Annotated in this window: 11 protein-coding genes; 5 read left to right on the top strand and 6 right to left on the bottom strand. The window is 53.0% G+C overall.

The window, feature by feature from the left end:
* Positions 1-590 precede the first annotated feature (590 nt).
* Together AB182_RS14370 and AB182_RS14375 are read right to left on the bottom strand one after the other, a co-directional pair.
* Complete coding sequence (locus AB182_RS14370) at positions 591-1,094, bottom strand: GNAT family N-acetyltransferase (RefSeq protein ID WP_047370694.1); 504 nt, start codon at positions 1,092-1,094, stop codon at positions 591-593.
* 206 nt (positions 1,095-1,300) lie between these two features.
* Positions 1,301-2,497: an MFS transporter gene (locus tag AB182_RS14375; protein WP_047370695.1), complete on the bottom strand. Its 1,197-nt coding sequence runs from the start codon at positions 2,495-2,497 to the stop codon at positions 1,301-1,303.
* 243 nt (positions 2,498-2,740) lie between these two features.
* On the opposite strand from AB182_RS14375, the gene AB182_RS14380 reads away from it, so the two are divergent.
* Both AB182_RS14380 and AB182_RS14385 read left to right on the top strand, forming a co-directional pair.
* On the top strand, positions 2,741-3,634 hold the full coding sequence (locus tag AB182_RS14380; RefSeq protein ID WP_047370696.1) for a LysR family transcriptional regulator: 894 nt from the start codon (positions 2,741-2,743) through the stop codon (positions 3,632-3,634).
* Between the two features lie 51 nt (positions 3,635-3,685).
* Positions 3,686-4,168 carry an RES family NAD+ phosphorylase gene (locus AB182_RS14385; RefSeq protein WP_047370697.1) on the top strand — a complete coding sequence of 161 codons (483 nt, stop codon included), beginning with the start codon at positions 3,686-3,688 and terminating at the stop codon, positions 4,166-4,168.
* Between the two features lie 122 nt (positions 4,169-4,290).
* Here the strand turns inward: AB182_RS14385 and AB182_RS14390 are convergent, their stop codons facing one another.
* Positions 4,291-5,163 (bottom strand): N-acetylmuramic acid 6-phosphate etherase, encoded by an 873-nt coding sequence (locus AB182_RS14390; RefSeq protein WP_047370698.1) that lies wholly within the window; start codon positions 5,161-5,163, stop codon positions 4,291-4,293.
* Positions 5,164-5,381: 218 nt separating this feature from the next.
* Between AB182_RS14390 and AB182_RS14395 the strand changes: the two genes are divergently transcribed.
* Together AB182_RS14395 and dcuR are read left to right on the top strand one after the other, a co-directional pair.
* On the top strand, positions 5,382-6,959 hold the full coding sequence (locus AB182_RS14395) for a sensor histidine kinase (RefSeq protein WP_047370699.1): 1,578 nt from the start codon (positions 5,382-5,384) through the stop codon (positions 6,957-6,959).
* A complete protein-coding gene (gene dcuR / locus AB182_RS14400) occupies positions 6,956-7,675 on the top strand; it encodes a two-component system response regulator DcuR (protein WP_047370700.1) in 720 nt (239 codons plus the stop codon). The genes AB182_RS14395 and dcuR overlap by 4 nt, the downstream gene beginning before the upstream one ends.
* On the opposite strand, the gene AB182_RS14405 is transcribed toward dcuR, so the two are convergent.
* The 3 genes from AB182_RS14405 to AB182_RS14415 all read right to left on the bottom strand — a co-directional run bounded on the left by AB182_RS14405 (position 7,656) and on the right by AB182_RS14415 (position 12,163).
* Positions 7,656-8,624 carry an FAD:protein FMN transferase gene (locus AB182_RS14405; protein WP_047370701.1) on the bottom strand — a complete coding sequence of 323 codons (969 nt, stop codon included), beginning with the start codon at positions 8,622-8,624 and terminating at the stop codon, positions 7,656-7,658. The genes dcuR and AB182_RS14405 overlap by 20 nt on opposite strands.
* 120 nt (positions 8,625-8,744) lie before the next feature.
* The gene (gene tnpA, locus AB182_RS14410) at positions 8,745-9,203 is read right to left on the bottom strand and encodes an IS200/IS605 family transposase (RefSeq protein ID WP_038918153.1); all 459 of its coding nucleotides are present in this window, start codon (positions 9,201-9,203) and stop codon (positions 8,745-8,747) included.
* A 176-nt stretch (positions 9,204-9,379) separates the two neighbouring features.
* Positions 9,380-12,163 carry a flavocytochrome c gene (locus AB182_RS14415; RefSeq protein ID WP_047370702.1) on the bottom strand — a complete coding sequence of 928 codons (2,784 nt, stop codon included), beginning with the start codon at positions 12,161-12,163 and terminating at the stop codon, positions 9,380-9,382.
* 635 nt (positions 12,164-12,798) lie between these two features.
* Between AB182_RS14415 and AB182_RS14420 the strand changes: the two genes are divergently transcribed.
* Complete coding sequence (locus AB182_RS14420) at positions 12,799-14,310, top strand: anion permease (RefSeq protein WP_047370703.1); 1,512 nt, start codon at positions 12,799-12,801, stop codon at positions 14,308-14,310.
* Positions 14,311-14,377: the final 67 nt, after the last annotated feature.

Raw genomic sequence — 14,377 nt, forward strand, 5'->3', positions numbered from 1 at the left:
GAGTTCAACCAAATGATGCAATACACTGTTTGAACCGCTCTGTGGATATTCGCGTTCGCACTCTGTGTTTACCGCTACGAACAGCATTAACATGCGCCAATCAATGGTGAGTCTCAACGCATATGCGTATCAAATTATAATAATCGTGAAGTCTTAAAAATCTGAACAACCGTTTTTTCATTTATATGGAGTGCAACAGAATGAAAATGGTTGTTTTTGATTTTGGCACGTCGAACTGGAGTGAGGTCGAAAACAGCCCCCCCAGTAAAACGGGCATCGCCTACTGACTTTGAGAGTTTTTAGTAACGCGCGTTGCGCTATCCACCGGCAGGCATGATGTCATATGAAACGCAAGTGTGTACATCTCTGCTGGAGGGTTATCTCAGGGGTTCACTGCTTGCGTTGACGTGACACGAATAACGTTTGCGTCTGACACAAACAGCGCAACCTTGCCTGCAGAAACGAGGAGCGAAAGACTATTCGCCTCCTCATCATCAATACATTACTCTGCGGCGCGCCTGCCCTGAAATAATGGCCTTATTCGACAATCTGCTTCGCAGAAGCTATAAGCGAAAGGCTTAATCAGTCCCTCAAAGAGTCAGTTCATAAACGACGCAGGGCACATCATAATGCTCTTCAATTGCCTTATACGTCATGCCCAGGCGCTGCATGACGCGATGCGAGGGAATATTGTCAGGATCGGCAACCGCAACCAGATACGTTGTACCTGTCCGCTCTACTGCGAAAGCAATAATCGCTTTGGCGGCTTCGGTGGCATAACCTTTGCCATGATGTTCCGGGACCAGACGCCAGCCAATCTCTAATGGCGCGCCATCTACGTTTGCCAGATGCTGGAGGCAGGCTGCGCCAACGATCTCTCCGGACGCTTTCTCTTTGATAACCCACCATGAGTACCCGTATTGCTCCCAGCGGGCCTGGACACGTCTGATACCTTCCCACGTCTCTTCCGGTGTTTTAGCAATACCCTGGTTGATATAACGCATCACACGGGTATCGCTATCCATTCTTCTTAAGCCTTCGTAGTGTGAGTCATTATAAGGTTCAAGCGTTAGACGCGCGGTGTCTAATTCCATCTGAGATTCCTTGTTACGTAAAGGTGTTGGCTTCGGTGACCTGTTCATCCTGAATCAACATATCACGATGCCATCACCGCGTACGAACAGTCGCGTTGCCATATCTGCCCGGACGCTGCGCTTACGGCATCTGCATCGATCCATCCTGACTGCTGAGTGGGTCGTCGCCCTCTTCATTCGAACGGACCCGAAAATGAGTCGAATTGTCAGAACGCCTTCTCCCCGGGGTTTTTCAACATAAAGACAAGCAGCATACTGCAGGCAATGCCCCCTGCTGCCAGTAACGCCAGTCCCTGAAAACCTGTAACGGCTAACGCCTGTCCCCCTGCAAGCGCACCGGTTCCAATCGCTGCGTTGAAAATGGCGACGTAGATGGCTGACGCGGGTTGTGCGGCATCGCCGGCGCTATGAAGTAACCACGTCTGTAATCCGACGAACACAACCGAGATACCTGCCCCCCACATGGCAAGCAGCATCCCCGTTAACCAGAATGGAAGCGGTGCGACGCTGCCCATGCCAAGCATACCGAGCGCAACCGCGCTCAGGAGCAGCGAAGTGAAAATAAGGCTTTTAAGATGCAGGTCAATCAGCTTACCGGCAATCATATTGCCTGCCAGGCCCGAAAGTCCGAACAACAGCAGCAGACCTGATACGCAAGCCGCTGGCACAGCATGGACGTTTATCAGCAGCGGTTCCAGGTAGGTGAAGGCTGCAAAATGAGCCGAAATAATGCAGGCCGTTGCACAATACAGGGATATGAGCACGGGGTTTTTGAATATCCCGCAGTAGAGACGCAGCCTTAATGGTTGAGGCGCTGCCAGTGTGGGAAGCGTCCAGAATAACGCGCAGGCGGCAGCCAGCGCCAGCAACGAAATGAGCATAAATGCGTTGCGCCACCCGGCCAGACTTGCAATAAAACTCGACAAAGGCACACCCAGAACGCTGGCAGCCGAGACCCCGCCAAAAATGATGGATGTGGCAAGTCCAAGCTTTTCAGCCGGAACAAGCTGGGCGGCGACGATGCCAATCAATGCCCAGAAAGCTCCGTGCGCTACAGCGCCGACCATGCGTGCACTCATAAAGGTGCTCATGGAAGAGGAACAGGTCGCTGCCACACAGGAAAGTGCAAGAATAAACATCAGGCTAACAAGCAGAGCCTTTCGGGAAATACGCGCAGGTATCGCTGCCGAAAGCAACGCCGCGAGCGCGCCAACCCAGCCATAAGCGGTCACGACCAGACCCGCTGCGGATTCGGTCTGATTCAAATCCTTTGCTAACGTACTGAGCATACCCACCGGCGCAAGCTCGCTGGTCACGATGGAAAATGCACTGATCCCGAGTACGGTTACTGCCAGCCATGTGCGCACAGGCACGGAATTTACATGTACAGCCGTTTCATTCATAAAATAAATACTCTTAAAAAAGGGAAATTTCTCTGCGGCGTTTTTCGGCGACTGATTTCAGGCATTCGCGCCTTTGATTCCGTCCGGCGAGCCTCGTTCTGCGGCAAGGTCGGTTACCTTGAGCAATGGCATCAGTTCAGGTTTTTGCATGTTTATCTCCTTATGGGAACTGCAGTATTAACTTGTTAAAATCGATAAAACAGACCTGAAAATGGAGAGCCGTTTTCCATAAACGGAAAAACTATGAGTACCAATTTTAACTGGGACGATACGCGGATTTTTCTGGCAATCGCCCGTGCAGGAACCCTGAGCGGCGCAGCAGAAGCAATGGAAATGGGCATCGCCACTATATCGAGAAGGCTGGACAGGCTTGAGCAGTCACTGTCCGTGCCGCTTTTCAGCAGACATCAAAGCGGATACCGGTTGACGGATGATGGTGAGGCCCTGGTGGAACAGGCAGAAGCGCTGGAATATGCCGGTCTCGCTTTTGCTGAGAAGGCTAAATTACAGGGTAATGTCGCAGGACTTGTCCGGCTGGCGACATCAGACAATCTGGCAACACATTTTATTCTGCCTTCGCTGGAAGGGCTGATGAACACCTATCCGGAACTGCGGGTCGACGTGCTCAGCGGCGTGCAATCAGTGAATCTGCACCGAAGAGATGCCGATTTAGCGATACGTATGGTGAAACCTGACAGCGGAAATCTGACGTTAAAGCGTCTGGGAACCGTGGGGTTTGGATTGTACGGTTCTGATGCCTATCTAAAAAAAGTGCCTGGCGGGCCTGCGGGCTTATCTTTACCTCACGCGCACTATGTAGGCTGGCCGGAATCACACCAGCATCTGCCTGCTGCGCGGTGGATAACGCGTATGCTTCGCGGCAGGCCATGCCGTCTGGAAGCAAACACCCTTGCAGCCCAGGTCTCCGCGGTTTTAGCAGGCCTCGGTTTAGGCGTTTTGCCACACTTTATGGCAAGGCAAAACGGTCTGCGTTGCGTTAATCCTGATCCTGGCGTGGATCAGGCGTTATGGCTGGTGATGCATTCAGACTTAGCGGGGTCACGGCGGGTAAGAGTGGTTGCGGACCACTTAATTGCCTTATTTGATGAACATAAAGCGTACCTGGCATTGCCCTGATTTTTGATGACAGAGCGTTTTCTGCATGTCAGATGAAAATTGAGATAATTTATGGATATAGCGAACTATTTAACTGATGTCGACGGTATTTTTTATCGGGCAATCGATCCCGCTTATCGCAATTTTGCGTTATCGGGTTCCAGGGGGCCGGGCCGCTATTCAGACAGTGATCAACCCACACTGTATCTCAGTTCATCGCCAGAAGGGGTTGAAGCAGCGATGACGTCCCACAGTGCTAACAGGCGTGCCAGCCTCGACATTGTCAGAGTTAGCGTCACCACGAATAAAATTATCGATCTCAGAAATGATGAGGCACTGTTGGCCGCAGGCATTGACCTTAGCGATGCTATCGCGCCATGGCAGGAAATTGTCCGCGAAGGCGGTGTTCCGCGGTCATGGAAAGTCCGTAAGCGTCTGGAATCGCTTGGGATAAAGGGGCTCATTGACCCTTCACGAAAAGCGCCCGGACGTTGGCATCTGGTTCTTTTTAGCTGGAACCATGACAGTCATTCTCGTGTATTTCTGCTTGAATGAATGGACGCGTTCAGGCGGTTCTTTATCGCACTGTCTTTGCTTCTTCGGGGCGTGGATTTACCCACGCCCTCAGCGTTTATCCAGCACGCTGGCCACCTTGCCTGTGCAGTGTGGCCGAACACTCATCCTCTCTTTTCTTTCAGCGCCAGGCGTAAATGCCCGTTATTACGCTGTAACGCTTCGCTGGCATCCCACGCCTCCATGCCTGCGAGCAGCATCAGAATGGCGGTTTTGCACTGCTGATTGCAGCTTGCCAGCGCCGCTTTCGCCTCTTTACGTGAACAATCACAGGCTGCCATCACGATCGCTATCTGGCGCTCCTGCCATTTACTTTTCGTCGCCGGAATATCCACCCGCAGGTTGCTGTATACCCGGCCACTGCGGATAGCCAGCGTGGTCGTTAACATCGTAAGAATGGATTGCTGCGCGCGTCGTGCTTTGGGATGACCGTAACCGGCAACCACTTCCGCGCCCGTTGGCGGCACAATCACAATATCCCCCAGGCTTGCCGCTTCGCTTTGTTGATCGGCAGTCAATACCGCCACCATTGCGCCAGTATTATTGGCCTGGCGCAACGCGCCCCACACCCATGGCGTTTTACCGCTTAACGTTAGCGCCAGCAGAACATCATTGTGGTTAAAATCAATCGCCTGTAGCGCACCGATCCCACCGTCGTAGTCGTCTGCCTGGGTGTCATTAACTGCAATGCAGCGCACCTGCGCCTGGCTGTCCGGGGAAAAATCAGAAATTGCCTGCTGCGCCAGTTCGCCGGAGGCCCCGGCCCCGATAATCACCACGCGCCCGCCGCGACTGAGTGCCGCCACCGCATGCTCAACGACTCTCGCTACATCAGGCAAACAGTGCGCCACTGCGTCGTGCGCAGCGATATCTTCCTGATGAATGAGTTGCAGGACATCGTCTGTTGAGAGTCTGTCTATCTCCGTTGTCCGGTCATTACGTCGTGCTTTCGCCGCTGCCGTTAACAAAGTGCTCATCATTACCTCCTTTTTATTTATCCTGCCCTACTATAAAGCGATTCATATAATTGCCTTGCGAGACGTGTCACGTAAATGAGGGGATAAATTCAAAGGTGACAAGCCGTTAGCCGCTTTGAGATACGCGCCCGTTCGGCGATAATTACCCTCTTTCTGTGAATGATTTTGAGGCCGCAGTGAACGGAAGGCATCCACATCCTGCTTCGCGCAAACGCGCCATGAAACTCAGCACCCTGGTTACGCTGATGCTGTGCAGCGTCATTGTCTCGGTGCTACTGGTGGTTTATGCGCTCTATTTTGTTCAGATCGCCAATGTCACCCGCGAAGGGGTAAAGGACACTGCGATGGCCGTTGCCCGCACGCTTGCCGATGAGCCGGAGATCAAACGCGCATTGTCTATGCCCACCGGCAACGAAACGGTACAAGACCTCGCCCAGGCCGTACAACGCAGAAATGACCTGCTTTTTGTGGTCGTGACCGATATGAACGGCATCCGTTTATCCCATCGCGACGTCAGTGAAGTCGGTAAACACTTTATTGGTGATGATCTGATCCCGGCCCTGCATGGCCGGGAGAATGTCTCGGTCAACCATGGCGTTCTCGCCGAGGCGCTGCGCGTGTTTACACCGGTATTTGATGCCCGGCATCAGCAAATCGGCGTGGTCGCTATCGGCATCTCGCTCAGTAAAGTGGATAAGCAAATAAGCCACAGCCGCTGGGGATTGCTGCTCGCGATGTTGTTTAGCGCACTGGTCGGCTCGCTCGGCATCTGGGTGCTGGTGCGGGTGCTCAAACGTATTCTCTTTGGCCTGGAGCCTTATGAAATTTCCACCCTTTTTGAGCAACGCCAGGCCATGCTGCAATCCCTCAAAGAAGGGGTTATTGCCGTTGACCGCGAGGGAAATATCACCCTGGCCAACCAGGCGGCGCGTCAGATGTTGCTCAACACCAATAACCACGTCACCAGCGATATTCGCCACACCCCCCTCTTTGCCGATCTGCAAACCGTGTTGCACAGCGGGCAGCCGCTGTCCGATCAGGAGATTGGCTGCAACGGGCATTTACTGCTGTGTAACAGCGTGCCCGTGCGCGGCCAGGACGGGGTCATTGGCGCGGTCAGCACATTCAGGGATAAGACCGAAATCAGTCAGTTACTGCAACGTATCGATGGGATGGTCAATTATGTGGACGCGCTACGCGCCCACTCCCACGAATTTATGAACAAGCTGCACGTGATCCTCGGCCTGCTCAACATGAAGCGTTATGACACGCTTGAAGAGTATGTGCTGCAGACGGCAGAAGGTTATCAGAACGACATCGGCACCCTCCAGCATCAGATTCAGTCGCCTGTGGTGGCAGGTTTTCTGCTGGGCAAAATCAATCGCGCCAGAGAAGCCGGGATTATCCTTACCCTGGCGAATGAATCCCTGGTACCGGATAACCCCAACCAGCAGCAGGTGACGGCGCTGGTGACCATCCTGGGCAATCTTATTGAAAATGCCCTCGACGCCATGTCCAGGCAATCCAACGGCGAAATTGGCCTGTTGCTGCATTATCAAAACGGCTGGCTAAGCGCCGAAGTGAGCGACGATGGTCCCGGTATTGCCCCGGAACATATCGATGCCATATTCCATAAAGGTTACTCAACCAAAGGCGAAAACCGTGGTGTCGGGCTGTTCCTCGCCCGCCAGCAGTGCGAAAATCTTGGCGGTAGCATTACGGTGGAGTCAGAACCTGGCGTATTTACTCAATTTTTTGTACAACTCCCCTGGGACAGTGAGAGGAAAAGCGTGTGATTAATGTATTAATTGTCGATGATGACGCCATGGTAGCGGAGCTGAACCGCGTCTATACCACGCGGTTATCAGGCTTTACCTGTTGTGGCGTCGCCTCCACCCTGCGTCAGGCCGAAAACATGATTAACGACCCGGCGCTGGATATCGATTTGATCCTGCTTGATGTCTATATGCAGCAGGACAACGGCCTGTCACTGCTCCCGATCATCCGCGCCAGCGGACGTAAAATCGACGTCATCATGATCTCCTCCGCCTCCGACGCCGCGACAATTCAGACATCGATGCACTACGGCGTGGTGGATTATTTAATCAAACCGTTCCAGTTTCCGCGCTTTGAAGAAGCCCTGACCCACTGGCAGGAAAAAAAGAAACTGATGGGCGCGCAGCAGTATTACGAACAGGCGGATGTGGACAGGCTGCTCCACGGCGGGCCGCAGGAGGTTGCCGATACCCGGCGCTTGCCAAAAGGGCTGACCCCGCAGACGTTGCGGACTATCTGTCAGTGGATTGATGCGCACCCGGATATCGAATTTTCGACCGATGAGCTGGCGAATGCGGTCAATATTTCCCGCGTCTCCTGTCGTAAATATCTGATGTGGCTGGCGCAGATTGGCATTTTGTTTACCACCATCCACTACGGGGTCACGGGGCGCCCGGTCTATCGTTATCGGTTGCTTGAGGAGCAGTACGGATTGCTTAAACAGTACTGTCAGTAAACGTGTAGCTATCATCCATCAGCGTAAAACGGACATTACGCGTGGATGAGGCCACCACCCGTCGGTCTTTGGTGATGAATATCGCCTCGATCTCCGGCTTCTGACGAAGCGCCTGACATCCTTGTTCCACTCCCATCCCGTATAACAGCGTGGTCCAGATATCGCCATCCAGTGAGTCGGTTGATATTACCGTCACACTGTCGAGTTCATTGTCGAGCGGGTATCCCGTCGCCGGATTAAGAATGTGGTGGTAGCGTTTGCCGTCTACCTCAAAAAAGCGCTCATAGGTTCCCGACGTGACCACCGATTTATCTTCCACATCGATAACCCCGACCAGCGCATCAGCCGCCGAAAACGGCTTTTTCAGCCCAATGCCCCAGCCGCCCTGCGGCGCGCCGAGCGTATGCACGTTACCGCCGAGATTAATCAACGCCTGTGTGACCCCTTCCCGACCCAGGAAATCACGTACCCGGTCAGCAATATAGCCTTTGGCAATCGCCCCCAGATCGATCTCCATCCCCGGCAACGCCAGGTAAACCGAGCCTGCGGCCTCGTCCAGTAACACGTTTTGTGGGTCGGTCAGCGCCAGCAGGGCAGCCAGTTCATCCGCGGGTGGTACGGCATTGTCGTGGCGAAAACCAATCCGCCAACGCTTGACGAGCGGCCCAATCGCCAGATTAAAGCAACCGCCTCTGACCAGGCTTGCCGCCTTCGCGCAGGCAATTAACTCATAGACCGGACGGCTCACCACCACCGGATGCTGCCCGGCGGCCAGATTGATATCCATCACTTGCGAAGTCGTGCGATTGACCGTGAAGAGATCTTCATAACGTTTAATCAGGCGAAAGGTGCGGGCGGCAAGCGAGGGGTCGTGACGGAAAAATTTGAGCAGGACTGGCGATCCCATCAGGACGGCGGAGTATGACCAGACACCTTCTTGCTGTTCCATATTCACTCCTAAATAAATATCCTCCGGCATAGCCGGAGGTTTTTCGGATGCGCCTATAAGGCTCTGTTACCAGCCGCGCCCTAACAGGCGCATACGATCTGACATTTGCATCAAACTTCGTTACTTACGGCCCGTAAACGGGCTACCCGGATAAGGGATCGACAACTGCTCGCCCATTTTATCCTCTTCAAGCTGGTGCTTTATGTATTCTTGTATCTTCGCCGTGTTCTTCCCTACCGTGTCTACGTAGTATCCCCGGCACCAGAACTCCCTGTTCCTGTATTTGAATTTCAGATCGCCAAACTGCTCATAAAGCATCAGACTGCTTTTCCCTTTCAGATATCCCATAAAGCCGGATACGCTCATTTTGGGCGGGATTTCCACAAGCATATGGATATGATCTGCGCAGCATTCAGCTTCCAGGATCCGTACATTTTTCCACTCACACAGCTTTCTTAAAATGCTCCCTATCGCAAGACGTTTCTCTCCATAGAACGCTTGTCTTCGGTATTTTGGCGCAAAAACTATGTGATATTTACAGTTCCATCGGGTGTGCGCTAAGCTCTTTTCGTCCCCCATTGGGACCCCCTTTTGATTTCTTGTTGAACTTTTGCAGTTGCCAGACCGCAAGGTGTTTTAACAAATCAAAAGGGGTTTTAATAACTGGCTTAAAGCTGAAAGCTTTCCGGAACCCCCAGCCTAGCTGGGGGTTTTCTATAGACAAAAAATGCCCCGGTCAAGGCCGGGGCTTATCATCAGGCCTGCGCTTTCGCCCAGTTTGCCGCATGGTGCCCGGCCAGTGAACCAAAAATAATGATGTCCGCTACCGCGTTACCGCCGATACGGTTGCTGCCGTGGATCCCACCGGCCACCTCGCCTGCGGCGAACGCCCCCGGAATGACCTGCTGCTGTTTATTCAGCACCGCTGTCTCAGTGTTGATGGTCACACCCCCCATAGTATGGTGCACCCCCGGCGCAATGCGGATCGCGTGGAACGGACCTTCATTAATCGGGTTACGCAGTGCGGTCGTACGGCCAAAATCGCTATCATGCTGCTGCTCAACAAAGCCGTTGTAACGCTCAAGCGTTGCCAGGAAAGCATGATAATCCATACCCAGTTTCTCCGCTAACTGACGCGGTGAGCTGGCGCTGGTCACAAAGCCGCGGGCGATATACTCATCTGCCGCTTTGTTTTTCGCCCGTACATGTTCGTCAAAGACGATATACGCATACTGTTCCGGCAAGGCGATGATCTGCGCGGAGACTTTGTCGCGGGTTTCCATTTCATTAAAGAAGCGGTTGCCCTTCTGGTTAACCAGGATCGCCCCGCCGCCGCGAATCGATTCGGAAATGAGGTAAGAGGTGTTCTGTTCCACCGTCGGGTGGATCTGAATTTCGCCCATATCCACGGTATCTGCACCGATATGTTGAAGCAGCGCAATACCGCCCCCGGTTGCCCCTTTGTGGTTGGTAGTGACAAAGCCCGCCAGATCCGGGCGATATTTCACCACCATCTCGCTGTTGGCGCTGAACCCACCGGTAGCAACAATCACGCTTTTCACCGTGACGGTGAGGGTTTCGTTTTCGTCATTGATCAGACGTACCGCGCTGACTTTTCCTTGCTCGCAGAGGATCTCTTCTACCGACGTATCGAGCATCACGTCGATGCCGCGCCTGGTCACGTTACGTACCAGACCGCTAATCAGATAACCACCTACCGCTGAACCGTCTTTTGGACGGTGGGTACGGTCAATGCTCATGCCGCCCGTCGTGGTGATGTCGTTGAGCATAATTCCACGATTCGCCAGCCATTCGATGGCCTGCGGCGCGTGTTCCACGAAACAACGCAACAGCTCAGGGTTGTTGCGGTTTTGGCCGCCTTTCAGCGTCTCCTGATAGAAGAGTTCTTTGCTGTCTTCAATGCCTTTCACACGCTGGAAGCGAGTTTCAGCGGCATTCATCCCGGCGGATGCTTTGATGGTGTTACCGCCAAAGGTTGGCATTTTTTCGACGATCAGTACGCGTGCACCTTCGTCATGCGCCTGAATCGCCGCCGCCAGTCCGGCGCCGCCGCTGCCGACCACCACCACATCATAATTTTTCGGCGTGGTGTCATCCGCGCCCTCTTCCTGCGCCAGCGCTTTACCCGATTTCACCATCGCTTTGGAGACGGCTTTTTTCACCGATTCGCTCTGGCTGGTTGCCCCGGAAATCGCATCAACATGCGGGCTGTTGGCGGTCAGAATGCGTGAACGAATCTCATCAAAACTGGTGACAAAATCCACATCATCGCCAGCCTCTGACAGCAGTTCGATATCAGCGATACGGTCGGTTTCAAGGCTGATATTGAGCACCAGCTCGCGGGTATCATCCTGTATCGTTTCAGTGTAAACGCCCGGTTTGAATTTTTTATCCGCCATGCTCATGTCGCGGATCATCGCTTCGACCAGCGAAAAGCGCCACAGCGGTTCCGGGATGGTCAACGCTTCGCGCTGGGTGCTGTCGATGAACAATTCCAGCGTTTCACCCCGCATGATGCGATCCGCCCAGTCCGGATACGCAATACAGGCGCGCCCCACGGCAATCAGATCATAGCCGTGGTCAACCGCGTCCTGGGCGTCAGCCGCGTTTACCACACCGCCCACGCCCATCACCGGCACCTGGGCCAGGGTTTCGGAACGCTGGGCGACATATTTTTCAATCAGCGGCGTGGGATCGGTGGTTTCAACAATGGAAGGACGCAATGTTGCGCCCACGGAGAAGTGCAGATAATCCAGGCCACGCGCAGCCAGTTTTTCCAGTAGATACAGGGTGTCATCAAAGCGGATCCCTGGCACTTCCATCTCTTCCGGTGAGAAGCGATAACCGATGATAAAGGCGTCATCCGCATACTGACGGACCATTTTGTGGGTGATATCAAGCACCGCCAGTGGGAATTTCGCGCGGTTATCGCGACTGCCGCCCCACTCGTCATCGCGCTGGTTGGAGTTTGGTGAATAGAACTGCTGAATGAGATAGGTGTTGGCGCCATGTAACTCAACGCCATCAAAGCCTGCAAGAATGGCGCGGCGTACGGCGTCACCGAACTTCGCGACCATCTCTTCCACTTCCTGAGTGGTCAGGGCAACCGGCGTGGCCGCGCCGTCACGCGGTGCCGCCAGCGCGCTTGGGCCAACCGGTGTGCGGCCACCAATCAGTTTCGGGTCGACCATGCGACCGCCGTGGTAAATCTGCAGGATAGCTTTTGATCCTTTGGATTTAATGGCGTTAGCAATTTTCGCCAGCCCCGCCACTTTTGCATCGTTATCAATCCCGATAGCGCCAGGGAACGCAAGACCCAGATTATCAACAAAGCAGCATTCAACAATCACCGCCCCGATGGCCCCGGCACGCTCACGGTAATACTCGATCAACTCACTGCTGACCGTACCGTCAAAATAGCCTGTGCAGGTGGTCATAGGCGCCATCAGCAGACGGTTTTTTAGCTCGGTACCATTCGGTAGTGTAAAGGGGGTGAAAATTTGCGAGTAAAGGCTCATAAATAAACTCCAAACTTAAAAGTGAAATTTGAGAATTCTTGTCGGACGTTATTTTCGTTGTCGTTTTTGCCGAATCCATGCCATTAATATAATAATTTCTTTAGTTTCTTAATTGCTTACTTTAGTTATAAAACTATTTAATCCCTTCAATAACATTAATAACTCAAAGGTGTTATTAATTAAATAAAACACAATTAACATTTGCGCTAACAAATATAACCAATAAGCTACTACTTCGTAAGTATCTAAAAACGAATAAAATCAAATAAAAATTAATAAAATCAATAAATTATAACCATAAATCAGCTAGAAAATGTAATAAACACGAACATGCACAGAGAAAAAGTGTATCGATTCAGCAAAAATAAAAAAGCCTCGTTGTTTTTTATTTCAATGGTACACAAAGACGCCATTAGATAATTTTCTTGATCGCGATCAATTGCTGATAAAGCGAAAATAGCATTATAGAAAAAGACCCGATTTTTAATTTTTCGCATGCTTTATTGCGGCTAAAACCCATTTATTTAACGTGCCAGGTTTGAATTTAATAAGTAAAAAAAGTTTTGTAACTAAAGTCATTAAATTCGTATTACCCGGCGTGGAAACAGAATCCTTATCAACCTTAGAACGCTACTATGAAAGAGAAATCATCCGCTTTAGCACCTTCACAGGTGAGCAGTAAAAAGAGTGGCAACCCGAGCAAGCTATTGATGCTGGCGCTACCGGTTATTGTCGCGGTACTCCTGCTGTTCGTGCCTGTTCCGCAAGGCCTGCCACCGTTTGCATGGCACTATTTCGCCATCTTCGTGGGCGTGATCGTCGGGCTTATCTTTGAACCCCTGCCCGGCGCAGTTATCGGTATGACCGGCGTGGTGGTGATTGCGCTGTGCAGCCAGTGGTTGCTGTTCAGCCCTGAGCAACTCGTGGATCCGAAATTCAAACTCGCAGCGCAGTCCTTTAAATGGGCGGTTAGCGGTTTTAGCAACTCCACCGTGTGGCTTATCTTCGGTGCCTTTATGTTTGCCGCCGGCTACGACAAGACCCGCTTCGGTCGCCGTCTGGCGCTGATTCTGGTGAAATATCTCGGCCGTCGCAGCCTGACGCTCGGCTACGCCATCACCTTCGCCGATCTGTTGCTGGCGCCGTTCACACCGTCTAATACCGCACGCAGCGGCGGCACCATCTTCCCGATCATTGCCAACCTGCCGCCGTTGTACGGTTCAAAACCCAACGATCCGAGCGCGCGTAAAATCGGCTCCTATCTGATGTGGGTGGCGATCACTGCGGCCTGTATCACCAGTTCCATGTTCTTGTCTGCGCTGGCGCCAAACCTGCTGTCTCTGGCACTGGTAAAAAGCATTACCGGGCTCGACATCTCCTGGGGGACCTGGTTCCTGGCATTCCTGCCGCTGGGTATTTTGCTGATTTTGACCATGCCGCTGCTGGCGTACTGGTTCTACCCGCCGGAAGTGAAAGTGAACGATGAAGTCCCTCTGTGGGCCAGCCGTGAGCTGGAAAAGCTGGGCAAACTGTCGCGCAATGAAATCCTGCTGCTGGTGTTCGTCTGTTCCGCGTTGGTGATGTGGATCTTTGCCGCCAACTGGATTGAACCAGCCCTCGCCGCGCTGCTTATCATCGTGCTGATGCTGTGGACCGGCGTGCTGGAGTGGAACGACATCACCAGCAACAAAGCCGCATGGAACACCTTCGTCTGGTTTGCCACCCTGGTAGCGCTGGCCGACGGTCTCTCCTCCACCGGCTTTATCGCGTGGCTGGGTAAAGAAGGCGGTTCGCTGATGGGCAACGTCTCACCGGGCGTGGCGACCATTGTTCTGCTGCTGGCGTTTTACCTGCTGCACTACCTGTTCGCCAGTACCACGGCGCACACCACCGCACTGCTGCCGGCTATGTTGACCATCGCGTCAACCATTCCAGGAATGAATATGCAGGTCTTTGTACTGGTGATGGTCACGTCGCTGGGCGTGATGGGCATCATCACCCCCTACGGTACCGGTCCAAGTCCGATTTACTACGGTAGCGGCTATCTGCCTACCAAAGACTACTGGCGTCTGGGGACCATTTTCGGTGCCATCTTCCTGGCAGCCCTGCTGTTGATTGGTTATCCGTGGATTTCCATGATGTTCTGATTCCTCGCCGCCGGAGACCCTCCGGCGGCGTTTTTTTGTCGCTGCCGCATGGATGTATGCGGCTCTA

Source organism: Phytobacter ursingii (assembly GCF_001022135.1).
GTDB lineage: Bacteria > Pseudomonadota > Gammaproteobacteria > Enterobacterales > Enterobacteriaceae > Phytobacter > Phytobacter ursingii.